Origin of the sequence: Ktedonobacter robiniae, assembly GCF_016587375.1 — a bacterium.
Classification (GTDB): domain Bacteria; phylum Chloroflexota; class Ktedonobacteria; order Ktedonobacterales; family Ktedonobacteraceae; genus Ktedonobacter; species Ktedonobacter robiniae.
Genome location: NZ_BNJG01000001.1, coordinates 888,825 through 915,454 on the forward strand (window position 1 = coordinate 888,825; position 26,630 = coordinate 915,454).

A 26,630-nucleotide genomic window follows, 5' to 3' on the forward strand; every position below is an offset into this window, starting at 1 on the left:
CCTTCTTTAGCGCGCAAGCAGCCTTTCTGACTCGCGGGTCTGACGCGGGAGACCGCTCGCGTGCAAACTATCCTTGCAGGCTCTCTAATTTAGCCTTCAATACAGACTGTACCATATCGGCCTTGGCCTGACCACGTGTCTGTTTCATCACCTGGCCCACCAGGGCTTGCATGGCATTCATCTTGCCACCCAGATAGTCATTGACGATCTTCTGGTTTTTGGCAATGATATCGTTAATGATAGGCTCAAGGGCGCTGGCATCGGTAATAGGTGGCTTAAAGCCCTTCTTCTCGACCACTTTCGCTGGCATCTCGCCGGTCGCAAAGGACTCATCCAGAACCTCTTTGGCCTGCTTGCCTGTGATGCGCTCGGCATCGAGCAGATCGAGCAGGTTGGCAACAGCCTCGGGCGAGAGGGGCGACTCTTGAACCAGGATGGACTTCGCCTTCAGCAGACGCACCACTTCGCTTAAGATCCAGTTGCTGGCGGATTTGGCACGTCCCTTTGTATCCTTCACTTTTGACACGCTTAGCACACGCTCAAAGTAATCGCCAAGTGGTTTATCCTCAGTCATGACATTTGCCTCTTGCTCAGAGAGGCCATAGTCTGAAGCATAACGCGCACGACGGGCATCGGGCAGTTCGGGCAAGCTGGCCTGAATCTCCTCAACGTACTTACGGCTAATGACCAGGGGTGGCAGGTCTGGCTCAGGGAAGTAGCGATAATCGTTGGCATGCTCTTTAACGCGCTGGGTTACTGTGACGCCACGCGCCTCGTCCCAGCCACGGGTCTCCTGGCGAATGCTGCCGCCCTCGCGCAGGACGGCGATCTGGCGCTTCGCCTCGTATTCCAGCGCGCGCTCGACCGAGCGGAAACTGTTCATATTCTTGATCTCGGTCTTGGTGCCCAGTTTCTCCTGGCCACGTGGGCGTACCGACACGTTAGCGTCGCAGCGCAGGCTGCCCTCTTCCATACGCCCAGACGAAACCCCCAGGTAGACCAGCGTCTCGCGCAACTTCTGCATATAGAGGCGCGCCTCCTCAGGAGTGCGCATATCCGGCTCACTGACGATCTCCATCAGTGCCGTCCCCGCGCGGTTGACGTCGATCAAGCTATAGCCCTCACGGTGCTGCAACTTGGCGGTATCCTCCTCCAGGTGCACACGCGTGATGCCGATACGCCGACTCTGCCCGCCGACCTCGACCGTCAAATAGCCATCGCGGCTCAAAGGAATATCGTACTGTGAGATTTGATAGCCCTTCATCAAATCGGGATAGGGATAGCTCTTGCGGTCAAACTTGGAGTACTCGGGAATCGAGCAATGCAGAGCGAGCGCCGTCATAATGGTATATTTTACGGCCTCTTCGTTGATGACGGGCAACACACCAGGCATGCCCATGCACACGGGACAAACATGGGTGTTGGGAGCCTCATTAGCATAGCCAGTGCTACATGAGCAGAACATCTTACTCTTTGTTAGCAGTTGAGAATGGACCTCCAGGCCAATCACGACCTCGAAATCCGTATCGATGGGAGTAGAAGCAGTTGTAGTCATACAGCCAACCCTTACCTTCTCTTTATCTTCTTCGCCTTCTATGACTCTTCATATACCACTCGCGCCTGCAGCGCTCACCCGAGATGGTAGTGTGGTGTTCCCTGGCGGTCTGCTGCCGCCAGGGAACACCACACTACCATCTCGAAATACAGTGCCTATGATGTTAGCTCACGCTATGTGCAAGTTATTTGGGTTTGTGGGTGTGGAGCGTACTGGCAGAAGCCTGTGGCTTCTGCCAGTACGCTCCACACCCACAAACTGGGTGAGCGCCGCAGGCGCGAGAAGTCCTGAATATTTGCTACCTTCTGAAAGACATGAGGTTTCTTGCGTTTTGCTGTAAGTCTAGTCCTTTCTGCGCCATTCGTCAATGGGATAGCGCAACAAAAGGCAGAAGCCACAAGAAACAGCACAAATAGACCTTTGGATATACCACTAGCTACTTGCTCGCTATCCATTGCATTACAAAGCAAAATAGCGTACAATTTTGGCTGTATCAACGGTTGATTCATAGAGAGAAGATAGCCTGTCGCAGGCACTACTGCTTCATTTGTCTCGCTTAGGTATTCATCGCAACGCTTGCTTCCTTCTATAAGCGCATCTGTACATAACGCCTGGAGACCCTCATTTCTCTCTTAAGGCGAGCCGTTGGCATTTTTAGCAAAATACGATATACTGTCCTCGACAGTAGTAGCATACACTACTGCCTGATATACCCTATGGGGTTTGGGGTGTCCCCAACTTCATTATATAGCATATCTCAGGCGGTGGACGTAAGAGCGGGCAGGAGAACGAATTGACATGTCTCTGATCAATATGGCAAAGCGAGAGATCAATTGTAAAATTGTCTACTATGGCATTGGTCTATGTGGCAAGACAACAAACCTTCACTACATCCATCAGGCCGTCAGCCCTAAAGATGTTGGGAGCATGGTTTCCATCGATACTGAGACCGAGCGCACGCTTTACTTTGACCTGCTCCCCCTCGAGTTAGGCAAGGTCCACGGATTTACTATTCGCTTTCAGCTCTACACTGTTCCTGGCCAGATTCTTTATCAACAAACACGCATCTCGGTGCTCAAGGGCGCTGACTGCGTTGTTTTTGTCGCCGACTCGCAGGCCAGCAAGCTACAGGAAAATATCGAATGCTGGAACGAGCTGCAAGAACAGTTGCGCCGCATGAATAAGGACGTTACCGATTTCCCCCTGGTCATGCAGTGGAATAAACGCGACCTGCAAGATACCCTGCCGGTCTCGGTCCTGGAGAAGTACCTCAACCCCTACCGCGTCCCCAGCTTTGAAGCTGTCGCGGTCACTGGCAAGGGCGTTATCGAATCCCTGCGTGTGGGTATCAACACCACCCTACAGCGCCTGGAGCGCATCTAGCCCTCATACTCACCTATGCCTATGATCGTAGAGACAGTCACACATTACGTCTCCAGAAGGGAGTTGCCTCGTCGGCAACGCATTCAGATACGATGCAACTCCCTCACATAGGTTGCCATTCCCTCCACATTTCAAGCCTTTTTCAGTTCTCCTGCCCAATTCTCGCATTTGTAATGCAAACAAAATTTTTGTCCCTAACCAATTGTTCCCAGGACGTTTTGTGTGTATAATGGGCACACCAAAGGTAATAGTACTTTCCCCTGTCACCACAGGGACCATATTACTGGTTTAAAGAGGCTCTTTTAGCCAGTGCCGTGATTTAGGAGTTTTTGCAATATTAAGAGTGTAGGCAGTGTCGCGGTGGTGCCCCCCCACGCTGTCTGCTGCTCTTCGATGAAGGATTTGCATGGAAACGATACGTGTCATCATTATTGATGAACAACCCCTGTTCCGCGAGGGTATTCGCGCCACCCTCCAAAGGATGGGCAACTGCGAAATTATTGGAGAGTCGACCGACGCCACAGAAGTGCTGGATATTATCCGCACGAATACCGCTGATGTCGCCCTTATCGATGCAGGTCTCACTTCCTCTGATCCACTCGAGATAGCCCGGCAGACGCGTCATCTTGCTCCACGGACGGCCATCATTATGCTTACGCCCTCCGAGGACGAGGAACGCCTATTTCAGTCCATCAAGGTTGGTGCAGCCGCATACTACACACGCAACATCACAAGCGAAGAGCTTGTCGATGCCGTGCGTAAAGTCAGTCAGGGCGAATACCTGATTAACGATGATGTCCTCTCCAAACCGCAGCTTGCCAGCCGCGTCCTCAGATCATTCCATGAATTAACCGTGGAGAAGGAAGAGGGTACCCCCAAGGATAGCTATTCGCCCCTTTCAAGCCGCGAGGTCGAAATTCTCGACTATATCGCACGGGGAAATAGCAACAAAGAGATAGCCAAGTCATTGAAGATCAGCGATCAAACGGTGAAAAACCATATCACCTCTATCTTGAAGAAGCTCTCGGTGAGTGACCGTACAGCGGCAGTTGTACACGCGCTCCGCCACGGCTGGATCAAGATTAACAACGAAAGCTAGCTTTCAACCAGAGCACAGGAACAAGAAGGGCGGCCCATTCCAAAGATCCACTTGGAAGTCAAACCACCCTCCTTTCCTGTGCGCTCTTTTAAGGTAGGAACGGGGAGTACTCTACCAGTTGCCAGTGCAGCGGAACAGCTCCTTTCGTCTCGATGACCTCTTCAATACTAAACTCTACCAGGCGCTCGGCGCCAGCAAAAGCGGCTATGCGTTCTTTCTCCCAGATTACCTGCGCTTTACCAGTGAGTTGGAGCGTATCTCCGCTCTTAAAGTCAAGGAAGAGCAAGCCAGTCTGTGGTTCTACGCTGATATTACCCAGAGTCTGGAACATCCTGTTGCCCGAGTAATCTGGAAACACCAGCCGCGTTGCATTCTCAACCTGTACAAAGCCTGGAGTCCCCCCGCGATGCGAGACATCAGAGCCGCCCTCGCGATGACTGCTTGCGATAAAGAAAGTATCTGCCCGCTCTATCCATGTGCGTTGCTCACTAGTCAACGCTGCGTTGCAGACTGTCTCTGGAGAAAGCTGCGGTGTAAGAGGAGCGGGCAATGGGGGCTCATTCGTATTCGCACCTGGCAACACGCGGGCTTGAATGTATTTAGGACAGTTGGAGTAAACCTGTTCCGTGTGTACCACAATCTCCCCCTGTACACTTTTTATCCGCCCATTGACCCTCATACGCCTGCGCGTCGCGAAGTCGATCATGATCATTCCAATTGCCCCTCCGATCTGGAGATTCTTTGAGAGTGGATCAAAAGGGCCAGGAGCCGCGCTGATCTTTACGGTCTGTTCATCGGGTGTCTTAAGGAAGCCAGGCTCTCCAGCGAGTATCGACGCCCAGACACGCCCTTCGCTATCAGTAGTGCTCAGAACAGCCATACATTGCTCATGCAGAAATGTCTGCGCAATAGGCGGCAACGTGGGGCGAAGGCTTTTGTTCACGCGAGATGCCCTGGGCGGTACTCCCGCCAGCCCCTGCACCTCAAGCTCTCCTGCATGATAATCCAGCATACACTAATCTCCTTCACAGAGGGATGACAACAAGGCAAAGACTAAAAGAAGCCGCAGGTAGGAGCTGAGGCCGTAGGGGCTGGGTTCTCACTGGCCCCGCTGGGACTATAGATTTCCAGGCGAATGCCATCAGGATCAGTGAAGAAGATACCGCCCGAATCTTGCCCCTCGCCATGAGACACAACACTTTCATACAAAAAATGGGCATCAAGACTCTTGAGCCGAGCCTCGAAGACACGCACTTCCGCAATATCATTGACTTTAAATGAAAGGTGATGAAGACCAGGGCGGTCTTTCGCAAAGGCTCCCCGGCTCTGCTCCCACAGGGTCAAGACCAGCCGCTGGCCATCGCCGAGAAACGCACAACGACGGCCTGGCTCCTGTGACTCCCAGGTTACAAAGAAGCCAAAGACGGTTTGATAAAAACGTTTCGATTGCTCGATATCGCTGACATTAAGTCCAATATGACCCGTCTGAAGTGCCGGGGTAACAGTAGACATTGCGATTCCTCCTGAAGCAACATGGTACGCAAACTTTTAAAAATATCCATGTCTAAATAATGTTTGAGTTGGATAATTTGAGTGTACCCTGAAAAATTGTCCTTGTCAATAGTCCAATAGTGTTGGATAATAGAGCAAGGAGGAAATTGTGTATGCTTGAGGAAAAAGGGAGAACTCAATATGAGACGCCATTTCTCGTTGATGGTGAGAATCTGGCGCTCAGCCTGGTAAATACAGAGGTCATGACACGCGGGAAACGAGGCGATCTGCTGATGACATCCCAGGATGTGGCTCGCTGGTGGCAAGAGACATGTCAACGCCATCCTGAATTCGACGAGGTGCGCAGAGAGAGCGAAGAGCCAATTATGTATGATACGGCATTGCTCAATGCCCTCAAAACGTTGCGCGCGGCCCTGCGAGCCATCTTTAACGCGCTTGTAACAGGAAGCATGCCAGAGAAGGAGGACGTGGCCATCCTCAATGCGATTCTGCGAACGGGCTATACATCGTTGGACCTCACCGAGCAGGGAGAGTTGGCCCCCAGAACGCACACCACGGATCCCACGCAAGGCTTGATGCTCTTGCCCATTGCCCTTTCGGCCTCGCGCCTCATCAGCCAGGGAGAGAGAAAACGCCTGCATCACTGTGAGAATGAGCGTTGCATTCTCTTTTTCTATGACACAACAAAAAGCGCGACGCGTCGTTGGTGTAGCCTGGGATGTATGGATAGGGCCCGCTCTGCCCAACGCTACCGAGAGGCCAAGCAACAACAAGCAGCAGGCAAAAGAGGAAAAAGGGAGCTTTAGTAAAGGTATAAAAAATTGCTAGAGAACCTTTTTATTTTGTGCTGTTTTTTTGTATACTGGAAATACGCACACCCATTATTCATACTGAAATACATTGATACATGAGTACTCACCCCAAAGTGGGTCCTCATACACATACACCCCTCCGGTGTTGGTAGAGGGTTGAGAGACATATGCATCTTTTCTCTTTTTCGCAGGATTTGCCATACCTGGTTGAGAGGAGACATCGTCGGGAGCACTGCTTATTCAAGCGCGGCGCGCCCACATGTGATTATAATAAGAGGTAAACAAACACTCCTGATGTGGCAGGCGCCCTGCTTCACACCTGTACATGGCAGAAAATGATTGCGCAAGCGTTGCATATGTCCTTCGTCCGCGAGAAGAAAGGAAGTCTAGACCTGTGAAAGTCTACGGTCGCATAACGGTCTTTCCCATTATGCCATCTCGTATCAGTCGCCTCTATGAGTTGGCGTACAATCTCTGGTGGAGCTGGCATCCCGAGGCTCGCGAGCTGTATAGTTCGCTTGATCCAGAACTCTGGGAACAGGTTGGGCATAATCCGGTACGCTTTTTGAGCGAGGCGGAGCCACAGAAACTAGAGCAAGCCGCCACAAACAGCCAGTACCTGGAACGCTACGACAGCGTCATCAATGACTTCGATCACTACATGCACCCACGCCAGGACGAGACCTGGTTCTCGCAGAACTATCCACACCTGCAAGATAAGACAATTGCCTATTTCTCCGCGGAGTTTGGGCTGCATGAGTCACTCCCCATTTACTCCGGTGGCCTGGGTATTCTCTCGGGTGATCACTGTAAAGAGGCAAGCGACCTGGGTCTGCCATTTGTGGGCGTGGGCTTCCTCTATCCACAAGGATACTTCATCCAACACGTTACTCGCGATGGTGTGCAAGAGGCGCTCTATGAAAAGCTGCACTTCTCCGAGGCGCCCGCGACCCCCGCGGTTGGGCCTGACGGCAATGAGGTGGTCATCAGCGTTGACCTGCCTGGCAGACGCATCTATGCCAAGGTTTGGAAGCTCATGGTTGGCCGTGTGCCCCTGTACCTGATGGATACGGACGTCGATCCAAACGCGCCCCATGATCGCGAACTTTCGGCGCGTCTCTACGCAGGCGATCGCGAGATGCGCATCTCACAGGAGATCGTGCTGGGTATTGGCGGCGTACGCGCCCTCCGCGCCCTGGGCATCTCGCCCGCGGCCTGGCACCTCAACGAAGGCCATGCCGCCTTCCTCAGCCTGGAGCGCTGTCGTGAACTGGTAGCGCAGGGGCTAACTTTTCATGAGGCGCGCGAGGTCGTTACCGCAAACTCGCTCTTTACCACGCATACACCAGTGCCGGCTGGCAATGATACCTTTAACTATGACCTGGTCGATAAGTACTTCAGCTCCTACTGGAGCCTGCTCAAGCTCAACCGCGACCAGTTTATGGAGGTCGCCCGCGAGGATCACGGCTGGGGCTCGACCTATGGTATGACGGTGCTAGCCCTCAAGCTTACGGGACAGCATAATGGCGTCAGTAAGCTACATGGCGCAGTCTCACGCAAGATGTGGCAGTTCCTCTGGCCCGGGCTGGACGTGGACGAGGTACCCATAGACTATATCACCAACGGCGTCCACACCTTCTCCTGGATCGCGCCCGAGATCAACACGCTCTTCCGGCGCTACCTCGATCCCGATTGGGGACGCTACGTCGATGATCCTGCGTTCTGGGACAAGCGCATCGATATGCTCCCCGATGATGAACTCTGGAAGGTTCACGCTACACGCAAGGAGCTGCTAATCAATTACGCGCGTGAGCGCCTGAAGCAGCAGCATCTACGCCTGGGCGAAGGCTCACTTCAGATTGACGAGTTCGAGCACTTCCTGGACCCCAACGCCTTTATCATTGGCTTTGCGCGCCGCTTCGCCACCTATAAGCGCGCGGCGCTCCTCTTCCGCGATATCGAACGCCTCAAGCGCTTGCTCAATAATCCTGAGCGCCCGGTGCAGATTGTCTTCGCGGGCAAGGCCCATCCCGCGGACGATCCAGGCAAGGCGCTGATTGAGCAGATCTATCGCGCCTCTCGCAGTCCAGAGTTCAAGGGCAAGATCGTCTTCCTGGAGAACTACGATATCGATATGGCGCGCTACCTGGTGTCGGGCACTGATCTCTGGCTGAACACACCCATTCGCCCCTACGAGGCCAGCGGCACCAGTGGTCAGAAGGCCGCCCTCAATGGACAGCCCAATTGTAGTATCCTCGATGGCTGGTGGGCCGAGGGCTTTAATGGTGAGAATGGCTGGGCCATTGGCGAGGAGCGCGAATATCATGACCAGGAGATTCAGGCGGAGGCCGATAGTATTGCCCTCTATCGCCTGCTGGAAGAGGAAGTAGTTCCCTCCTTCTTCGAACGTGGCGAGTCGGGCGTGCCTCACCGCTGGGTAGGTGCCATGAAAGAGGCTATTCGTACCTGCACACCCCAATACAGCATGCGTCGCATGGTGAAGGAATATACCCAGCGCTACTATGTTCCAGAAATAGAGCAGAGCGTCCAGGTCGGCGAGAACTCGTATGAAGAGGTACGCGCCCTGGCAACCTGGAAGGAGCGCGTTCAGAAGTACTGGGACGGCGTCCAGCTCTATGTCCAGGGCCAGCGCGAGGGGCAGCTCAGCCTGGGTGAAGGCATTATCGTCAAGGCCTGGGTACGCCTCAATAACCTGGCCCCCGAGGATATCAGCGTTGAGCTGGTCTATGGCGAGACAAGAGACGAACTGGCCATCCCCCAGCACACCATTCCCATGGAGTATAGCAAGCGCGAACAAGACGGAGCCTATCGCTTTGAGGCGCATCTGCAACCGGAGGATAGCGGGAGTATTGCCTATAATGTCCGCGTCGTCCCCACCCATCCCCTGCTCAAAGGCAAGTACGAGATGGGCCTGATTCGCTGGGCCTGATAGAAGGTCTGCCTCCCAATAAAGTAGAACAAGCGAGAGGCTGTCCACAATGATGTGAGCAGCCTCTCGCTTGCTTATCTTTTTCTTCTGTTACATAGCATTCATTAGCATATTCCGGTCAACCACATATCCTCCACCCCAGGAGAGAGTTTGTCTTTCGCGTAACTTGGTTCTTCTGCTTACAGACTAACGATTAGAGCGTTTTCGCAGTCTTTACATGGCGATAGGTAAACAGATGATGAACAGTAAAGTTGTAGAACAGCACAATAATCAGCGCGGAAGCCTGGGCGAACAGCGGCCAGACATGCACCAGGTAAACGAGGCCAAATTGAATCAAGGCGGTCAGCGCGCTGCCACTAATGCAAGTCAGCTGGAAGCGCAGGCAGCGCTGGAGCCACGAACGTTGGCGACCTCCCGCGACATGCCGGAAGGTAAAGTAGTCATTGGGGACAAAGTTGGCCATGATAGAAATTTCGGTCGCACAGAGGAAAGCAACCACCAGATGCACCGTATCCGTTCCTGGCACTGGAACAAAGTGATAAACAATATAATACACAATCAGATTGACAACTGCCGCGAAACCACCAATAACGACGTAACTGCTCAAACGCTGGAGCATGCCAGCGCGACCGCCGGTTAGGGTATCGACGACATCCAACACACGGTTCGCAACGCTCCAGGAATAGGGATGGTAGGAACGTGTAGGAACGTCGGTAGGGGTGGCAGGCACTACAGATGCAGCTGGCTCCTCAAGGAGAACCGACTCTACAGAGACTTCTTCCAGGTTACTTAACGACATACGTATCTCCAAAAATCTTGCATAGAATCGTTGCACAGGATGTTCTGTTCACGAATGCAAGACGGCCAATCCTCGACCAAAGTAACACACGAAAGATAGCCCCCCCATGAGTACTACCGGGCGCTGGTGTTCTCCAGAAGCATTTTAAACCTGTGGGATTTTCAGCGAGGATCAGGAGAATCAAGAAGCCATCTGTAGTGCACTGTTAGCATTACCTTTTATTTCTGATAAGTACTGTGCGCATCCTGACCTGGCTGCCTGCGGCAGCCAGGTCAGGATGCGCACAGTACTTCTTTAAGCGAGCGCGCAGGCGCGAGAAATCAGGCTGCTGTCCCAATACAGCGAGCCAGGCAGAGTGAGCGTGCCTCGGGAAAAGGCTCTAATAGTGCAAACATATTCTCATCAGGATCAGTAAAACGTGCCTCGATTCCATAAAGTTGCCTGGTAGGAACCTGAAGAAAATGCACGCCTCGGGCAATCAATTTTTCATAGGTTTCGCCACAATTGTTTGTGGCAAACATCCAAGGGTTGCGCGGATCCATACGCCTCAACACATCCTGCATCCAGGCTTCATCATGATAAATACCCGGCTTCGCCAGCGCCAGTTGCGGCTTTCGCTGCCCCCTGGGGGCCACAGTTACCAAGCGTAGACCTGGAGCATAGGTAATATCCAGGCACTTCTCCAGCCCCATAATATCGGTATAAAACTCAAGCGCGGTATCCTGGTCCTGCACCAGGATAGAAATGAGGGAAAGTGATGTTACTAGTTGCATATGTGATGATCCCTAACCAACCAATGAGCAACCGCTCATAAAACTGCTACAAACCATGCCTACCTTACTATTCTCACGTCGGCCTCTCTATTATATAAAACATTTGTTCTAAAAGCAAGAGTAAATAGGCATAGTCTTATTCAGCATCCACGGAGAAAGTGCGGTATAATAGTTGCGAATACTCCCACACATGTGTAAAGCCAACACTTCAACGAAGAACTCTGTTGCAACTCCGTGTGCTAGAAAGGCAAACAACAAGGATGAAGGCAGTATGTTTCGCTCGCTATGGTGAGCCAGAAGTCCTTGAAGTCCAGGAAGTAGCGGATCCAACACCAGCAACCGGCCAGGTACTGATCGAGGTCAAAGCTACGACGGTCAACCGCCTGGATCTCTTCCAACGTGATGGCAGTCGTCCTGTCCCACACCTGCCCTTTACTCCCGGACTGGAAGCCGCAGGGATCGTGCTCGCGGATACCCATGGCTTCCATGCAGGAGAGCATGTATTGACCACTCGCGCCGCCGAGGCCACGGGAGGCGGTGGATATGCCTCTAAGATCGTGGTTCCCGCCAACCACCTGGCCCGCCTGCCAGCAGGGGTGAGCTTCGAAGAGGCCGCCGCCGCTGGCCTCGCCGCCTCAACCGCCTGGGGTAGCCTCTTCGACCTGGGAAAGCTACAAGCCGGTGAGCGGGTCCTTATCTGGGCAGGCTCCAGCGGCGTTGGAACCGCGGCGATTCAGCTCGCCAAACAGCGGGGGGCCTGGGTCGCCACCACCGCCAGTTCGACGGAACGGGCAGAGGAACTGCGCAAGCTTGGCGCAGACCTGGTCATCAACCACCAACAGCAGGACGTAGGCGCGGAGCTACAAAAGCTCGGCGGGGTCCAGCTCGTTATAGAACTAGTCGGCTCAACGTTAAAGCAGAGCATTACAGCATGCGCACCTAATGGGCGTGTCGTCTTGATCGGCAACCTAGGGGGCAAGGAGAGCACCGTCGACACACAGACCTGGCGCCTCAAGCGCTTAATGGTCATCGGTGGCGGACAGCTACGTGCCGCGCCACGCGACGAGCAGAATATTCTCCAGCTCATTGCGGACAAGGCATTTACCCCATTGATCGCGCGTGTCCTCCCTATTGAACAGGCAGCTCAGGCTCATGCATTGCTTGCCTCAGGCCAGGTGCAAGGGAAAATTGTGCTGCGACATACGTAGTTCGACCTGAAACATGCAAAGGAGTTTGTGAACGCATGCAGAAGACCACTTCGTCCATCAGTAACAATATTTCATTTACACGAGGCGTGCCCGCGCTCGAGGCCTTGCCAACGACCCTCTTTAGCGAGTGCCTGCAAGCGGTTCTCGCGGGTCCAGACGGAAAAGCTGTGCTCCAGTATGGGCATAACGGTGGCTATGTGCCCCTCAAACAATTGCTCGCGGAACAGTATCAGGTAGACATCGACCAGGTACTCATTGGCAATGGCTCGCTACACCTGCAAGATATGCTTACCGCTCAACTGGTCCAGCCCGGAGAAGTCGTCTTTACCGAGCAGCCCAGCTATGATAGGGCCATCAAGACCTTTCGCCGTCGTGGCGCCAAAGTGATCGGTATTCCGCTCGCGCTCGATGGCGTCGATATTACGGCCCTGGAAGAGGCCCTGGCTCGCTATACGCCTCGCTTTATGTATATTGTGCCCGATTTCCAGAATCCCGCTGGTGTGACGACCTCCCGCGAGAAACGCCAGGCCCTGGCGCAACTGGCGGAGAAGCATGGTTTCTACCTGGTTGAGGATGTGCCTTACCGCACGTTGCGCTACAGTGGCGAAACGCTGCCACTACTGCGCGAACTCAACCCCGAACGCACCATTACTGTCAGCTCATACAGCAAGCTCATCAGTCCCGGAATCCGTGTCGGCTATCTCATCGGCCCACGCGATATCGTCAAGCCACTCATCGCGCTGGCCGAAGATACGACTCTCGCCCCGGTGCTTCCTACGCAGGCCGCTGTACTGGAGTTTCATAAGCGCGGTCACTTCGAGCGCAACCTGGAGAGCCTGAAGCAGCTCTATGCCCCACGTTTGCAGGCGATGATCTCCGCCATCAAGACCTACCTGCCGGGTATTGACTTTGCTGAGCCCGAGGGTGGTTTCTTTGTCAGCATCACCCTGCCCCAGGAGAGTAACTACCAGCACTTGCTCCAGCGTGCCAAAGAGCAAGGGCTCTTGCTCACTGATGGGAACGGCTTCTTCGCGGACCACCTGAACGCCCAGGCCAACCAGTCCCATACCGGTGACCGCTTTGTGCGGCTCCCCTTCTGCGCCCTCACACCTCAAGAGATTGAGGCCGGGATGCAACGCCTCGCCGAATTGGTGCGCGCCTAAGCCAATTTCAAGCAGAGGGCCTGTTCGCAGGCTCTCTGCTACCACCTCTCCCTATCCATTACAGTCTTCTCATACATTCCTGTTTGCTTCCTTTTCATCAACGCTCTTCTTACATGCAGAACAGGCATAGACTACACCTACCACGCTACTCAGTCCCATAAAAACGGTTTGAAGCGCGACACTACAATATTAAATAATCGTTAATATTGTGAAATGCGACTTTATAATATTGACACAGTTGCTCTATTCTCGTATATAGTTATAAGCAATGAATTAGCGATCACACCTCAAAGGTATTTATACAAGAAATAGACGCATGTGCGGAGGGTTTTGTGAACAATCCAGAGGGTTTCGCCTACAGGCATGATGGGATACGCCTGCACCAGTATCAGCGAGCCATACTCACTCGCCTCCCGCTGGTCGCAGCCGAGGTCACGCACTTTGATGAACTCCTGCAATGGTTGGGGGAGGCGCTCATCCACTACTTCCATATTCAGGTCACTCAATTCTGGGTTGGTCATCACCGCACGACGACAGGACAACTCTACCTGGAGCTACGCATGATGGTCTTTCAAAACCCCTTCCTCTCGCAAGAGATCGTCGTCAATCCCCAGATGGCGGAGGCCATAGAACGAATCTTCCTCGAACGGCGTGGTCTCATGCCCCAGAGCATTGATGCCTTTTTTCCACCCCAACAGACCCAGGCTCTACACTACAATCATCTCAGTTACTGGTCCTGCTACTTTATGAGCCATGGCGCCCTTCTACCAGCAGCTAAAGGGCAGGGTGGATCGAGCAAAAGCAAGATTCCCTTCTCCATGGCAGTCACCCTTCTCTTCCAGGAGATGCCACACCCACGCCTGCTCCCAGTCATCAGCTTTATCCTGGAGCAGGCCATCGTTGCCGCCAAACAATATCAACTCCTCAAACCACTCACTCTCTAGTAGTGTGCAATAGGAAGCCATATGTGGCCCGACGCTGCTGAAGCACGCATCTACACATAATGGTCCCATCATACGTAGACGCGTGCTTCAGCAGCGTCGGGCAGCTCACTTATGTAGCCAGGTCCTTGCGGACCAAAATGGCCATGTCATATGAGCCATCGGTGCTACCAATCGCCTGGCGGTACCACCACCAGTTCCAGACATGGGAGGCCGCGCTCCCCAGGTTAAACTGCGCGTGCGCTGGTGGCGTATCGCCATAGCTAAGCCAGAGCAGGGGTCCAACGCCTCCCCAGGTTGGCTGACCGGCGCAGTTATTCGTGTTTGTTGGAACACAAGGGAGCGGCTTATACCCCTCGTCCCACCAGGTACGCATATGGTAAGTCGAGACCACGTACTGGTTCTTGTAGAGCGTTTTATAGGTCGCCAGGCAGTCACCGCCGACAATCACCACAGGCGCGTTGGTCGAGAGCGGAGGGCAGACATTCTGCGAATCGATGTTCAAGAAGGTTGTCTGGTGATAATCGCGCAGGTACCAGGCAAAGGGCCAGGTCGCATCGCTCACCACGCTAACCGGCAGTTTTTTCTCACCGTGATACAGCTTGTTATCCACAGCGTCAACCTTCGCCATCACTTTATTGACGTCAAAGGTCGTCTGCACATACACCATCATTTCGTGCGGACCATCGGCGGCATGCACATATGTGACCTGGAACATATTCTGGAGCGTTGGCACGAGCAACAGTAGCGCGAGCACGAGGACTGCAATAGAGCCAAAGGCCCGTCCCGAAGACAGAGGGCGAGAAGCACCCACGGGAGTGCTTGCCCGCGCGTTCAAGCGCTGGCACGCCCAGTCCATAACCGTCACCACCGCTGGCTGCAAGCCGAGCGCGGCCAGTAGCATCATCGGCATCGTCATATGGATCATCAGCCAGGGCATCTTCTCGCCCGCCCAGGAATAGATGAAGACGCTACCCACAAACCAGTACACCAGAAAGAGGCGGAAGCGCGATGGGCGCCGGAGGCAGCGTACCACCCCCACGAGACCAAAGACCAGGCCGATCTGCTCATACAGCGGGATCAGCATAAAGTAGTAGTACCAGGGCTGCTCGCCACGAGCCACCTGCTGCTGCTGCAACCAGTAATACAAACCCTGCCAGATGCCATCCCCAATGCCACCACGGATATTGGTAAAGAGGACCGTAAACAGGATCAAGAAGACCGCCCAGCCACATAGGATAGCAAAGACCCAGTGCATCCAGGGCATCGTCGTAACCACGTCAAGCAAGGGCTGACGCACAGGATCAACAGACTTCGCCACGCCCCGACGACGCCCGTCGTAGACAGGCAGTTTCTCGAAGTATTCCAGCATCAGAATGACAAGCACATAAATGCCCAGCGCAATGCCCAGCCAGGGCACAATCGCAACCGTGATGTTTTTCAGATTGGCCACAAAATTATTCGCCAGTGGCTGCGTCTTGGGATCATTAATATAGAGCGAGACAACGTGCATGTAATGGAAGAAGGTCAGAGCCACCGGCGCAACCACAACGGCCAGAACCAGCAACGCCAGGGGCGCCCACGTTCGGGGCAGGAATTTTGCGGCCTTTGGCGCACCCTCGGGTATGTCCTGCGCAAATGGGAAACGCACGGCGATATCCCAGACGACCAGGCCCACAAAGAAGCTACCCAGGATCGCCACCGTGAGGAAGGTCGCCTCCTTGGTAGCGTAAGAGAGCGCAAAGGCAACCGAGCCAGTGATCAACCATTTCAGCGAGCGATCACGGCAGTAGCGCGCCATCGAGACCACCAGGAGCAGGGTAAAACAGGCCATGTAGATATCTTCGCGCGCGAAACGCGAGAAATACACCAGGCTGGGTGAGATCGCCAGCAAGAAAGAGGCCAGCAACGCCCCATATTTTCCCAGATAATCGCGAATAAAGAAAGGTAAACCAACGATCACCGTCCCCAGGGTCGCGGCGGCGATGCGTACCGTTGTGGTATTTACGCCATTGTCCGAAAAGCCCAGTAACTGGCATATCTTGTACACCAGGGCAATGGCATGGAACTGGAAGGGGCCATGCAACAGCGGATCATAATGATAACAACTGCTGGTGGGGCTAAAGCAACTCAGCCAATTCTCCATGTTGTGCATCAACATCAGCGAGTAGTAAGCGTGCAAGCTTTCGTCGTGATGCAGAGGCTTATCGCCCAGGTTCCAGAAACGCAGGATAGCGCCCAGCAAGACTAGGCCGAGAAAAGGCGCCCAGGCGATTACCTGTTCGCGCGAGGGAAGTTTGAAGGTAAAGCCCTGGCCAGACGGCTGTAATTTCTCTGCATAGGCCTCTGCCTCAAATGAGGGCTGTTCCTCCTCAAGCGTTTGGGACTCACGCTCCGATGGTGCCACCTCTCGTGTCGCTACAAGCGCATGCTCTTGCTCCTGCGCGCTTGCGGCACGCTCTCCACCGGCCCCTGGTACTTCTGCATGGGATAATTCCAGGGGCAATGCCGGATCCAGAGCCTCGGGCTGCGTTTCAGCTCGCCCTTCGCCCAGAGCCTCCTCAGGCGGTTCCAGCTGTGTTTGTTCATCTGGGATCGTCGGCTGGGGGATGTGCTCATCTCGACGAGTGTCAGTATCTGGTCGCTTCAAAGACTCTTCCTCCTTGCACGGCTTAACATAAGCAGTCACTCAAGTATGTTTAATCTATTTCAACCCGTGATTACACGTTGACTTTGTAAATGGTCACACCATTCGCATTATAGACAATTTGCATAAAAGCGGCAAAACGATGGAGATCAGCCGCCTGGTACTTTCGATACTCTAAAGGCCCAACGTATAGGTACTGGATGTTGTAACGCGCCATATTTTGCAGGACTATCTTCTTATCAGGATCCTGGTAGATCAGGTCAACCGCCGTTTGCCGCTGGTTGAAATCCTCCGAGTTCTGCGCTGTATGCAACATTGTCACCCGCCATTGCAGTTCATGCCCAGGCCAGTTGATCGGGCTCGACAGGCCGGTAAAGATGGAGACACGCCCATATTCGGAATAATCGCCGCCAACCGCCTCCACGATGCCAGGGTTCCCCTGCACATGCGTGTTGAGCCAGAGAATAGCATCATAGTCGCCCGGATACGTTGGATCGCTCCGTAAGTAATCAAGCCCATTTAAGCTTCCCGTTGAGGCCAACATACCACTCGGCGAGGGAAATTTTCCTGGTCCATAACGCGCATAGGGCGCCTGCAAAGGATAGAGCATGCCAGACAATAGGAAGAGCAGCAATAACGCATACCAGCCCACGACTCCAGCCATTTGCCACCAGTATGCCACAAGTGCGCCAACTTTTACAGGGCGAAAACTCTGCCAGAGAAAGTATAAGCCAGCACCCGAGGCAATTGAGAGCAACGCCCAGGCTTGAAAATAGAATTTAAAGACTGTGTTCATGCGCGGGTCCTGGTCCGCAAAGACATCACGCAGGAAGAAGACTTCACAGCCTGCGATGAGCAGAAAGGCTAAGGCCCCTAACAAAAGCGGGTAGGCATGGGCGCGGTCTCCCAGGTGATAGAGCGCGAGCAGAAACGCCGCCAGCGCAATACCCGCCGCCACCAGTAGTGTGGCGCTCTTAGGCATCAGCACCAGCACCAGCAGGCCGACTACCAGGACAAAGGCCACGAGCCACCAGGCAAAGCGTGAATTACTCAGCGTCAACCAGGAGGGTGTCTCCTGCGGATACAGCTCCGCTAGGTCCAGCAGTGGACGCTTTAACGCGCTGGCAAAGAGAAACGAGAGCACCACAAAGGCGAAAATACCGTAAATAAGCCACTCGCTACCAAGCGCAGAGCGATCTTCCGGCTTCACCAGCCCCACGCCCTGCGCTGGCGAGACAAACGTGATAAAAAAGGGCAGATACAACAGAAATGTCAACACAACAAGCGAGACACAGGCCACAACGATATCGACGACCAACACCCATGAAAAGTTCCGCTGGTAGGTAAGCCATTGTTGAAGCGCGATACAAGCCAGGCAAAGACCCACATAGGTTGGATAATCCCACCCATTCATCAAGAAGAGCCCACCCAGGATCAAGGCGGTGCAAACAAGGGTCAGTACCAGCCGCCAGCTCTCGCCAAAGACGTTTAAACCGCGCCCTGTAGGCTCTAAAAAGAGATTAAAAACGGCGCCAATCCCCAGCACGGTAAAGGCAAAGGCCAGCACATGCGCATGAAAGCAGGACAGGAGAAAGCTAAAGGCGGGAAACTCATTGATCGTCTTATTAATGACCCGCGAGGGGCCAACCCAGAAGGTGTAGGCCTGGTCAAACGTGGTCGTTACCATGCCATGGTTCTGCCACCATAACTGTGTCGCGGCCAGGTTGCCCATAAGCAGGGCCATCACAATCGTGAGCAAGCCAAAGACAATGCCACCCGCCAGCGGCGGATACACTGTCGAGGGATGCTCCTGTGAGACAGTTCCCCCTGCATACACCTTGCTGCGTAGGTAACGCGCCCAGGCCACGATATTGCAGGTCACGCCAAAGAAATTGAGGCCGGTTAAGCCAAAGAGCAGGCAGATACCCGTATTAAAAGCAACATAGGAGGGTTGATTGAGCAGTTTCGCCAGCGTCGCGATAAAAAAGTGCGCGTAATAGTAGTAGTTGATGAGCGAGCCAGCATACCACATATCAGCTGGCGGGAGATGCTCGCTGCGCAGAATAGATGCCAGGAAACCTTCATCCATAAACATCTCCCAGCCCCGAATCTCAGGACCAAAGGAGCGTACCCATCCCAGCAGGCACATCATTCCCAGAAAAATAATCTCGGTCGCTATCACATATCCCAGGTTCACACGCAGGACCTTGCCAACCTCGTGATATGCCTTCCTCCAGCCAAATAGCGCCAGCGCCGCGAGAATACACAGCACCCCCAGCAGAAAGAGCCGAGTATAGGGCAAAAAACGCAGCCACATCAGCGGACACCAGGCACAAAATACAAAGACAATCGCTCCCAGCGACTTACTAAATGCCCAGCCCCGATCGGGCAAATTATGAAAGACCATCAAAGCGAGTGGGAAACCGATCAGACCGATAACCTCAATCAGCGCCCACATCTGTAATAATTCCAGCATAACTTCTCAACCTGAATAGAGGACTCTACTAAATATATAAACGGCACATCCTGCCGTTCCTTCATATCATCAAGCTCCACAGTCATGACCATTGGGCCTGCCTCTGCGCGCAAACGCCCCTCTGGGTAAAGAGTGTCTGGTGGTAGGCTGGCAAAGCCAGCCTACCACCAGACACTCTTTACCTTACTTCTCTGGCAGTGAAAGGCCGCTAATTAACTTTTGATACACCTGCTCGGATGTGTAGGTGTATGGCTGCTGACGCACAAAGATGCGCACCATAGGATGATCAAAGACCGAATAGCTCTCATCCGCCATGCTATCGTCAAGGGTAATGCCTAACAGGTGTGGACGCACCTCAAACTGCGCCGCCAGCCGAAAGCCAAGCTCTCCCTGGAACAAGAGTTGGTAGTAGCGGATGGTTAAGGGATAGCGCTCAGGCATCCGAGGAATCGATTTATCCAGGCGATCAGAGGCCATAGTAATCGCATCGAGGGTGGGCAAGAGCCGGGCCAGGACCCGCGCCTTTGCCAGCGTGTCATCATCATAGAGACCCAGACCTGTGGTCATATTCCCCTGCGCATCCGCATAGTTTGCCTGGGCAAAATAGGAGGGATCGTGGCCATCGATAGCTACGGGCAAAGCATCATCCCATTGCTCATATGTCAGAACGCTGCCGCGCGGCAGGTGCGCGTACAGCCAGCGCGAAGCCTGGATACGCGTATTGGGCTGGCTATAGACCTGCAAGAGTGCCAGGCCCTGAAAGAGCGTTCCTCCCACTACCAGCACCAGTAGGGCTCCTGTCACCAAACGAGGGCCATAGCCACCTCGTAGGCGCCTCCAGAAGCCAGCAGGAGCCTCGACAGGTGGCGTGGACCAGCCCGCTGTTACCAGCGCGACCAGGAAGGTCGCAGCCAGGAGTGCACATAGGGGATAGATAGGCAAGAGATAGCGCATAAACTTGACGTAGAAACTCCCGGTGATGACGCTATATGTCACCATCCAGGCGAAAACAATCCACCAGGTTGAGGCCAGGGTACCCCGCCAGGTCGCCCAGATCCCCCAGCAGAAACCACAGATGGCAGCCAGGCCTAGCGTCAAGCCCAGACCCCAGAAGAGCAGGTTATAGCCCTGGTAGAGATAGGGCAGCGTCCCCGCGAATTGTCGGACATAGGGGTAATCGAGGCCGCCCCGCGCCATCGTGCCCTGCTCCGTCACCTGCACAATATAGTTATGCATATCCAGCCAGGCATATGGCTGTGTCACAAAAAAGGCCACTACCGCCAGCAAGAGCGGGAACAGGAGACCAACCAGCGCCTCCACAATATCACGCTTACGCAGGTAGCGCAACAGCACTGCAATGACTATAGGCAAACCCAGCGGAGCCGCGCTAAACTTGGTGGCCAGGGCCAGGCCAAAGCTGATACCAGTCCAGCTAAGCCAGAAGAGGTCATGGCGCGTCAAGACATATTTGACACATCCCACAAGCGTCAAGAGCACAAAAAAGAGCAGGAGTGTATCTACAGTATAGAAATGCGAGAGCTGCAACTGTAGGGGCGTAAACGCGACCAGACCCGCCGCCAGCAGAGCTACACTCCAGCTTGCGCGATAGCTAAAGCCACGCTCCTGCGTCAAGAGGCGCGCCAGCCAGGCTGTCAACAGGAGCGAGCCTGTATCAAAGAGTGCCGAGGCCATTCTTCCCACCAGGGAGAGTGCGGCATAAGACAGAGGCCAGGCAAAGAGGCGCGAAAGCAGAGACCAGGTACCAGCCAGCAGGTAGAGGGGCAGCGAACCATAGGCAAAAAAATGTGGATTAAGAGGTGAGTGATCTGGATCTAGAAATTGGGCCATGCTAGCTGGCCAACCCAAAGCAGCCACGCGAAATAAGATTTCCCGCTCATCTGGATGAAAATTCTCTCCCATATCCCAGTTGAGACCATACAGGCGTGCCCCTAGACCTAGAAGAGCAATAACCAGGAGCAGTGAGAGCTGCCAGTGCCATACAAACTTTCGTCGCATATAATGCTATCCTCTGCTATACATTGGCAAGCATACTCTCATCTACCGAGCACCACGAAATCGCTCACCACGTGAGTGAGGTGCCCGCGAAGCTACACCAATCCCATTATTTCCTCTGCAAAAAAGGAAACTAACTGAATTATAAATATCAGGGAAGCCAGGGTCAAGAGAGTAGAGTTAGTGGGCGCCTTGCATCTGAAGCTGCAACAACTTCTGCTCGATCTGTTGCCAGACCAGCTGCTCAGCCTCGTTCACGCGTAGCCGCTCACGCATCATCAGCTGTGATACCCAGCTACGAAAATGAGTGAGATAGCTTTGTTGCAAGGGATAGGGCGGCATCTGACACAGCTCTACCTGTTGTAGTGGATAATAGGCACCCGGCTGAAAGGCAATATTCATCAGCTCAGTGTAGGCCGAAAAAAGCGCCTGGCGTGGCTCAGGAAGGAAGAATTTCGGGCGCGTACTTAAACCAAGGAAGCACCCTGCGATGGTATCGCCCAGGAGAATAGGGCAGGCCATAGCGCTTTGCTCGTGCTCTCCCCAGACAATGGGGAAAAACTGGAAGCCCTCAGAACGCTCCGTCACCACGCGCGCGCGCCCCATATTGATAACATAGCCCGCCAGGGACTCCGCACCGAGAAAGGCCGTATGATGCTCCAGCTCGCGATCCCAGGGTGGAGTACCGCGCCCAATGATTTCACGCACGCTGCGCACCTTGCCCCCCTCACCTGGTGGCATACATGTGATTACCGTCAATTCCAGGCCGATCCGGTGTGGATCGAGATGCTTGAGCGCCTGCTGTAACACCAGGTCGCAGATCGCATTGAAGCGCAGAATAGCCGGTAGGTCACAATGGGCATTAACGATGCGCGAGTAAAAAAGCGCAGGAATCTCAGGATTCTCCGTGCTCTCCTCTAGCAAATTGGGATCTCTAAAGGGCTTGCCCACTTCCTCAGGTAACAACTCCACAAACCTGGCACGATGTTCTGGCAAAGTCTGGAGCAATTGGCGCAAATTCTGTGTTCGAGGAGTTGATTCGCCACTGGCCCAACGTGTAAGCGTCACGGGGCTGATGTTAAGTAGACTAGCGATGCGCTGCTTCTCTTGAGGATCATGAATAATCCTTCCGAGGAACTCACGCCAAGTTTGTACCTCGCTCACCGTATATCCCCCCATATCGCGGCTCAATGTTGAAATATGGTAGTATCATAACAGCAAAATATTCGTAAGTCAAACTTAATGCATATATCATATATAGTTGATTTAATGCGCATATACGCGCAATTTCTCTTCTTAGCCACATAAAAAGTTAAATAAAAGAAAGGGAGCAGCCGACACTGGCTTGCTCCCGGTAGAGATGTGCACGCTTCTTATGCGGCGTGTATTTTGGCCACGATGGAACTTGCCTCGACCGTAGCGAGGGCCGCTACGGCTGACTCTTGCTCGATTACCAGTGTACCGTTCTCGCTATCGCTATCCACGGTCACCTGGTCGCCCTCCTCTATTGCGCCACGCAGAATGGCCTCAGCGAGCAAATCATTCAGCAGAGACTGGATCGTGCGACGCAACTGGCGCGCTCCATAGGAGACATCATAGCCATGCTGCACCAGGAAATGACGTGCCTGAGGGGTTACCGTCAAGGTCACTGGCAGGGCGGTAAAGCGCTCATTCAGGCGGCTCTGGGTCTGATGGATCATCATATCTACGATCTGGTTCAGGTGCTCACGCGTCAACGAATGGAAGACGATGATATCATCAAAGCGATTGAGCAGTTCAGGACGGAACATCCCCTTCAAGGCCGGCAAGACACGCTGGCGAATACGCTCCGTATCCTCCTGCTGCCGTACCTGGGCATTCTTCTGCCGTGGAGTAAAGGCCATCGAACCGGTCGAGAGCTGCTCAGCTCCTGCGTTCGAGGTCAGAATAATAATCGTATCTCTGAAGGAGACGCTCTGTCCATGCGCATCCGTCAACACGCCATCATCCAGAATCTGCAAGAGCAGATCAAATACCTTGGGGTGCGCCTTCTCGATCTCGTCGAAGAGTACCACGCTATATGGCTGGCGACGCACGGCCTCCACAAGCTGTCCAGGCTGGTCAGAGCCGGCATAGCCGACAGGGGTACCAATCAGGCGCGAGGCGTGGTGGCTCTCCATAAATTCGGACATATCAAAACGTATGAGTGCCTTGCTATCCGTGAAAATGGTCTCAGCCAGGGCACGCGCCAGCTCTGTCTTCCCTACGCCGGTTGGTCCCACAAACAGGAAGGAACCAATTGGGCGCCGTCCATCATGCATCGAGGAGCGGGCGCGGCGTACGGCACGTGCGACGGCCTGTACAGCTTCGTGCTGCCCTACCACACGCTTATGCAATTCATTCTCCAGCGAGAGCAGCATGCGGCGTTCAGAGGTCGTCAGCCGTGTGACGGGAATGCCCGTCCAGCTGGACACAATATGCGCAATAGCCTCTTCGTCAATCGTAGGGTAGGCCTCGTCATCAGCCATCCAGCTCTGCTCAGCTAGCCAGAGCTCGCCCCGCAACTCCTGTTCCCGCTTGAGCAAGACCAATCCCTTGTGAAAATCCTGCTGCGAGATGGCATAATTTTTCTCACGTGTTGTGCTTGTCAGCTGGTCGCGCAGATGCTGGATCCCCTGGGGGGCAGCGAACGCTTCACACGCGCACGTGCGCAGGCCTCATCGACCAGGTCAATGGCCTTATCGGGCAAGAAGCGTCCCTGAATATAGCGCTTCGACAGTTGGGCGGCACTCTCGATGGCGGCGTCGGTGATATTGACCTCGTGGAATGTCTCGTAGCGCGGACGCAGCGTGCGCAGACAGGCGATGGTCTCATCAATCGTCGCCTCGGGCACTATCACGGGCTGGAAGCGGCGCTCCAGGGCGGGATCAGCCTCGATATGGCGGCGGTATTCCTCCATCGTCGTTGCGCCAATACAGCGGAACTCACCGCGAGCCAGCAACGGCTTGAAGAGATTGGCGGCATCAAGCGACCCCTCGCCACCCGCACTCTGCACGAGGGTATGCACCTCATCGATAAAGAGAATCAGGTTCTTTGCCGCCGCGACCTCGCGCATGACTCCGCGCAGACGATGCTCAAAATCGCCGCGCAGCTTGGTACCCGCAACCAGGGACGCCACATCTAATCCAACCACGCGACACTGGCGAAACTCGTCAGGTACCTGCCCCTCGATAATCCGCGTCGCCAAGGCCTCAGCCAGGGCGGTCTTACCGACACCCGGTTGTCCGATGAGGATAGGATTGTTCTTCGAGCGACGTGCCAGAATCTGGAGCATACGCTCAATCTGTACCTCGCGCCCCACTACTGGCTCCAACTCCTCCATCAAGGCATCCATAGTCAGATCACGACTATACTCATTCAGGAGAGGGGTCTCATCATAGAAAGCCTGGAAACGCACCGCGAACTGGAGATTATCATAGCCTTTATTCGTCAGTTGTTTGAGTTGTTTCTGTGCAGCGTCCGCCGAAATATCCATAGTATTCAACACCCCCATTGTCGTGCTGTCCTGGTCTACAAAAATAGCGCGCAGCAGATGCTCTAGCGAAACAAGTTCTTCATTCTCCAATAGGGCCTCCTCTTCAGCTCTTTTGAGCGTTGCACGGGCGGATGGGTTGAGCGCGGGCGTGCTGATCAACGCTTTATGACCAAATCCAAGCACAAACTCCAGGGTCTGGGCGACCCGGTACGGGCTGGTATGCATTGACGCAAAGAGGGCTTCTATCAGAGGATTATTTAGCTTGAGCAACCCCAGGAACAGATGAGCGCTACCCACCGAACGATGGCAGAGGCGAATCGCCTCTTCGCGCGCCAGGGCAAGTACCTGGCGAAGTTCGGGGGTATAATTACTGTATTTTTTGGGCTGCTTCATCCTTAGCTCCTTTTTGAGATAACCACGTCAAGATAATGAGAATAGAGCGAGACTGTAAACACACGTCTCTCATGTCACGAAAGCCACGTTAAGAGAGACAGGCTATCGACCAGTAAGTGTTTAGCAAGGCTGTGTTGCAATTGTACTCTAAAAGATTTCCCAGGCTCTATCCCGAAAAAGTTTTTTTGCCTTGTACCAGGCCCATAACTACCAGTCGGCAAGGCCCAACCTCCATTGAAAAAATATAGGACCACACCCCCCAATAGTACCAACCAGGCGCTCTCTAGTAGGGAATTTGTGGTCCAACACAAGTGATACAGCAGGCGGAGCCTCAATGCAGGATCGATTCCTCGGATGTAGCGAGCAGGAGCGCGGCCCCAACCAGAGGCGCATCCTCCTTAAGGCGAGCAGGGATCAATATCAGGCGGGTCCAGTTTAAGCGAGCGTCTATCTTCTGCTGCAAGAGGGGGAGGAGAAAAGGGTTATACAAGGCAATCGCGCCACTCACGGCGATAACCTCAACCTTGGTAAGCTGGGCCAGGTTCACCAGGCCCAGAGCTAGCTTGTCACTGAAGGTCTCCCAGAAGGTGGGGTCCTGTATCTGCTCGATGGGGCGTCCATAGCGTTGTTCAAGCTGTCTACCGCCAGTAAAAGGCTCCAGGCACCCGACCTGTCCACAGAGACAGCGCAACTCATTTCCATCCAGCAACTGATGCCCAATCTCAATGGAGACCGTCACCCCCACACCGGCCTTCTCAAGATGTATGGCGGCCCCCGTACCCGTGGAGAGCGTTACATAGGCACAGCGCTCGCTCGACGCCAGGACACCAAAACGCTTCTCGCCCAGCAGCCCACAGACGGGATCATGTGCCAGGCAAGCGGGGCAACCCAGGCGCGCCTCCAGATCGGCGGCCAGGGGCTGCTGAACATAATCCAGCAAGTTAGGGGCAATTGTGACCATCCGTCCATCCAACGCGAGCCGCCCACCAATCGAGACCCCAATTCCAGCAAGCGCATTCAGTAAGCCATGGTCGCGCAGGGTCACACATATCTGCTCCACCTGCCGTGCATACTCTTGCGGCGTCGGGAAACGCGCCAACAGGGTAAACGTGGGAGCATCAAACGAGGGAAAAAGGCCAATACGTGTGTTGGTTCCTCCAATATCCACACCGACAGCGGGGAGCATCATCGGCGTAGATGAAGTGTGTGCCGCGTGTGGGAAGGCATCTGACTGAGTTGGCATGGCAAGACATCCTATCTCTTTGTAGCTGACACGACTATTTTCCCACTCTCATGGGAAGGGAAAGCTCCCTTTCCGTGTTTGTAACTGAGAGAGGGCTATAAAATAAATTTTATGTCAACTATAATACATAGTAATTCTTAGAACTAACG

Annotated in this window: 19 protein-coding genes; 7 read left to right on the plus strand and 12 right to left on the minus strand. The window is 54.1% G+C overall.

What is annotated here, in order from left to right; translation table 11 throughout:
* Positions 1-67: 67 nt before the first annotated feature.
* Positions 68-1,555, minus strand: coding sequence for an Asp-tRNA(Asn)/Glu-tRNA(Gln) amidotransferase subunit GatB (gene gatB, locus JMJ04_RS03645; protein ID WP_201369199.1), 1,488 nt, complete (start codon positions 1,553-1,555; stop codon positions 68-70).
* Positions 1,556-2,353: 798 nt separating this feature from the next.
* Here gatB and JMJ04_RS03650 point away from each other — a divergent pair.
* A complete protein-coding gene (locus JMJ04_RS03650) occupies positions 2,354-2,938 on the plus strand; it encodes a GTP-binding protein (protein WP_007910863.1) in 585 nt (194 codons plus the stop codon).
* Between the two features lie 406 nt (positions 2,939-3,344).
* On the plus strand, positions 3,345-4,037 hold the full coding sequence (locus tag JMJ04_RS03655) for a LuxR C-terminal-related transcriptional regulator (RefSeq protein WP_201369200.1): 693 nt from the start codon (positions 3,345-3,347) through the stop codon (positions 4,035-4,037).
* 88 nt (positions 4,038-4,125) lie between these two features.
* On the opposite strand, the gene JMJ04_RS03660 is transcribed toward JMJ04_RS03655, so the two are convergent.
* Positions 4,126-5,049 (minus strand): pyridoxamine 5'-phosphate oxidase family protein, encoded by a 924-nt coding sequence (locus tag JMJ04_RS03660; RefSeq protein WP_201369201.1) that lies wholly within the window; start codon positions 5,047-5,049, stop codon positions 4,126-4,128.
* Between the two features lie 41 nt (positions 5,050-5,090).
* The gene (locus tag JMJ04_RS03665; protein ID WP_201369202.1) at positions 5,091-5,549 is read right to left on the minus strand and encodes a VOC family protein; all 459 of its coding nucleotides are present in this window, start codon (positions 5,547-5,549) and stop codon (positions 5,091-5,093) included.
* Positions 5,550-5,701: 152 nt separating this feature from the next.
* Between JMJ04_RS03665 and JMJ04_RS03670 the strand changes: the two genes are divergently transcribed.
* Positions 5,702-6,355: a CGNR zinc finger domain-containing protein gene (locus tag JMJ04_RS03670; protein ID WP_201369203.1), complete on the plus strand. Its 654-nt coding sequence runs from the start codon at positions 5,702-5,704 to the stop codon at positions 6,353-6,355.
* 400 nt (positions 6,356-6,755) lie between these two features.
* Positions 6,756-9,311 (plus strand): alpha-glucan family phosphorylase, encoded by a 2,556-nt coding sequence (gene glgP / locus JMJ04_RS03675; protein ID WP_201369204.1) that lies wholly within the window; start codon positions 6,756-6,758, stop codon positions 9,309-9,311.
* Positions 9,312-9,504: 193 nt separating this feature from the next.
* Here the strand turns inward: glgP and JMJ04_RS03680 are convergent, their stop codons facing one another.
* Positions 9,505-10,110: a GtrA family protein gene (locus JMJ04_RS03680; protein ID WP_201369205.1), complete on the minus strand. Its 606-nt coding sequence runs from the start codon at positions 10,108-10,110 to the stop codon at positions 9,505-9,507.
* A gap of 320 nt (positions 10,111-10,430) precedes the next feature.
* The gene (locus JMJ04_RS03685; protein WP_201369206.1) at positions 10,431-10,883 is read right to left on the minus strand and encodes a VOC family protein; all 453 of its coding nucleotides are present in this window, start codon (positions 10,881-10,883) and stop codon (positions 10,431-10,433) included.
* 260 nt (positions 10,884-11,143) lie between these two features.
* On the opposite strand from JMJ04_RS03685, the gene JMJ04_RS03690 reads away from it, so the two are divergent.
* The 3 genes from JMJ04_RS03690 (at position 11,144) to JMJ04_RS03700 (ending at position 14,198) form a co-directional block, all read left to right on the plus strand.
* Complete coding sequence (locus tag JMJ04_RS03690; RefSeq protein ID WP_201369207.1) at positions 11,144-12,091, plus strand: quinone oxidoreductase family protein; 948 nt, start codon at positions 11,144-11,146, stop codon at positions 12,089-12,091.
* Between the two features lie 35 nt (positions 12,092-12,126).
* A complete protein-coding gene (locus JMJ04_RS03695) occupies positions 12,127-13,254 on the plus strand; it encodes an aminotransferase-like domain-containing protein (protein WP_201369208.1) in 1,128 nt (375 codons plus the stop codon).
* 332 nt (positions 13,255-13,586) lie between these two features.
* Positions 13,587-14,198: a hypothetical protein gene (locus tag JMJ04_RS03700; RefSeq protein WP_201369209.1), complete on the plus strand. Its 612-nt coding sequence runs from the start codon at positions 13,587-13,589 to the stop codon at positions 14,196-14,198.
* A gap of 109 nt (positions 14,199-14,307) precedes the next feature.
* Here JMJ04_RS03700 and JMJ04_RS03705 read toward each other — a convergent pair whose 3' ends face one another.
* From JMJ04_RS03705 to JMJ04_RS03735, 7 genes are all read right to left on the minus strand, one after another.
* A complete protein-coding gene (locus tag JMJ04_RS03705) occupies positions 14,308-16,845 on the minus strand; it encodes a flippase activity-associated protein Agl23 (protein WP_201369210.1) in 2,538 nt (845 codons plus the stop codon).
* A gap of 70 nt (positions 16,846-16,915) precedes the next feature.
* Positions 16,916-19,318, minus strand: a complete 2,403-nt coding sequence (locus JMJ04_RS03710; RefSeq protein WP_201369211.1) for a DUF2298 domain-containing protein — start codon at positions 19,316-19,318, stop codon at positions 16,916-16,918.
* 183 nt (positions 19,319-19,501) lie between these two features.
* Positions 19,502-21,334, minus strand: a complete 1,833-nt coding sequence (locus JMJ04_RS03715) for a phospholipid carrier-dependent glycosyltransferase (protein WP_201369212.1) — start codon at positions 21,332-21,334, stop codon at positions 19,502-19,504.
* Positions 21,335-21,511: 177 nt separating this feature from the next.
* Positions 21,512-22,495 carry a hypothetical protein gene (locus JMJ04_RS03720; RefSeq protein WP_201369213.1) on the minus strand — a complete coding sequence of 328 codons (984 nt, stop codon included), beginning with the start codon at positions 22,493-22,495 and terminating at the stop codon, positions 21,512-21,514.
* Positions 22,496-22,704: 209 nt separating this feature from the next.
* Positions 22,705-23,895 (minus strand): AAA family ATPase, encoded by a 1,191-nt coding sequence (locus JMJ04_RS03725; protein ID WP_201369214.1) that lies wholly within the window; start codon positions 23,893-23,895, stop codon positions 22,705-22,707.
* A 62-nt stretch (positions 23,896-23,957) separates the two neighbouring features.
* A complete protein-coding gene (locus JMJ04_RS03730; RefSeq protein ID WP_201369215.1) occupies positions 23,958-25,238 on the minus strand; it encodes a Clp protease N-terminal domain-containing protein in 1,281 nt (426 codons plus the stop codon).
* A 331-nt stretch (positions 25,239-25,569) separates the two neighbouring features.
* Positions 25,570-26,481, minus strand: coding sequence for an ROK family protein (locus JMJ04_RS03735; RefSeq protein WP_201369216.1), 912 nt, complete (start codon positions 26,479-26,481; stop codon positions 25,570-25,572).
* Positions 26,482-26,630: the final 149 nt, after the last annotated feature.

Excerpts from the sequence above, each read along its gene's own strand:
- JMJ04_RS03655 (WP_201369200.1), top strand. The coding sequence starts at position 3,345 with ATGGAAACGATACGTGTCATCATTATTGATGAACAACCCCTGTTCCGC.
- JMJ04_RS03660 (WP_201369201.1), bottom strand. The coding sequence starts at position 5,049 with ATGCTGGATTATCATGCAGGAGAGCTTGAGGTGCAGGGGCTGGCGGGA.
- JMJ04_RS03735 (WP_201369216.1), bottom strand. The coding sequence starts at position 26,481 with ATGCCAACTCAGTCAGATGCCTTCCCACACGCGGCACACACTTCATCT.
- JMJ04_RS03695 (WP_201369208.1), top strand. The coding sequence starts at position 12,127 with ATGCAGAAGACCACTTCGTCCATCAGTAACAATATTTCATTTACACGA.
- JMJ04_RS03685 (WP_201369206.1), bottom strand. The coding sequence starts at position 10,883 with ATGCAACTAGTAACATCACTTTCCCTCATTTCTATCCTGGTGCAGGAC.
- gatB (WP_201369199.1), bottom strand. The coding sequence starts at position 1,555 with ATGACTACAACTGCTTCTACTCCCATCGATACGGATTTCGAGGTCGTG.
- JMJ04_RS03680 (WP_201369205.1), bottom strand. The coding sequence starts at position 10,110 with ATGTCGTTAAGTAACCTGGAAGAAGTCTCTGTAGAGTCGGTTCTCCTT.
- JMJ04_RS03730 (WP_201369215.1), bottom strand. The coding sequence starts at position 25,238 with ATGAAGCAGCCCAAAAAATACAGTAATTATACCCCCGAACTTCGCCAG.
- JMJ04_RS03715 (WP_201369212.1), bottom strand. The coding sequence starts at position 21,334 with ATGCGACGAAAGTTTGTATGGCACTGGCAGCTCTCACTGCTCCTGGTT.
- JMJ04_RS03690 (WP_201369207.1), top strand. The coding sequence starts at position 11,144 with ATGAAGGCAGTATGTTTCGCTCGCTATGGTGAGCCAGAAGTCCTTGAA.
- JMJ04_RS03665 (WP_201369202.1), bottom strand. The coding sequence starts at position 5,549 with ATGTCTACTGTTACCCCGGCACTTCAGACGGGTCATATTGGACTTAAT.
- JMJ04_RS03650 (WP_007910863.1), top strand. The coding sequence starts at position 2,354 with ATGTCTCTGATCAATATGGCAAAGCGAGAGATCAATTGTAAAATTGTC.
- JMJ04_RS03710 (WP_201369211.1), bottom strand. The coding sequence starts at position 19,318 with ATGCTGGAATTATTACAGATGTGGGCGCTGATTGAGGTTATCGGTCTG.
- JMJ04_RS03670 (WP_201369203.1), top strand. The coding sequence starts at position 5,702 with ATGCTTGAGGAAAAAGGGAGAACTCAATATGAGACGCCATTTCTCGTT.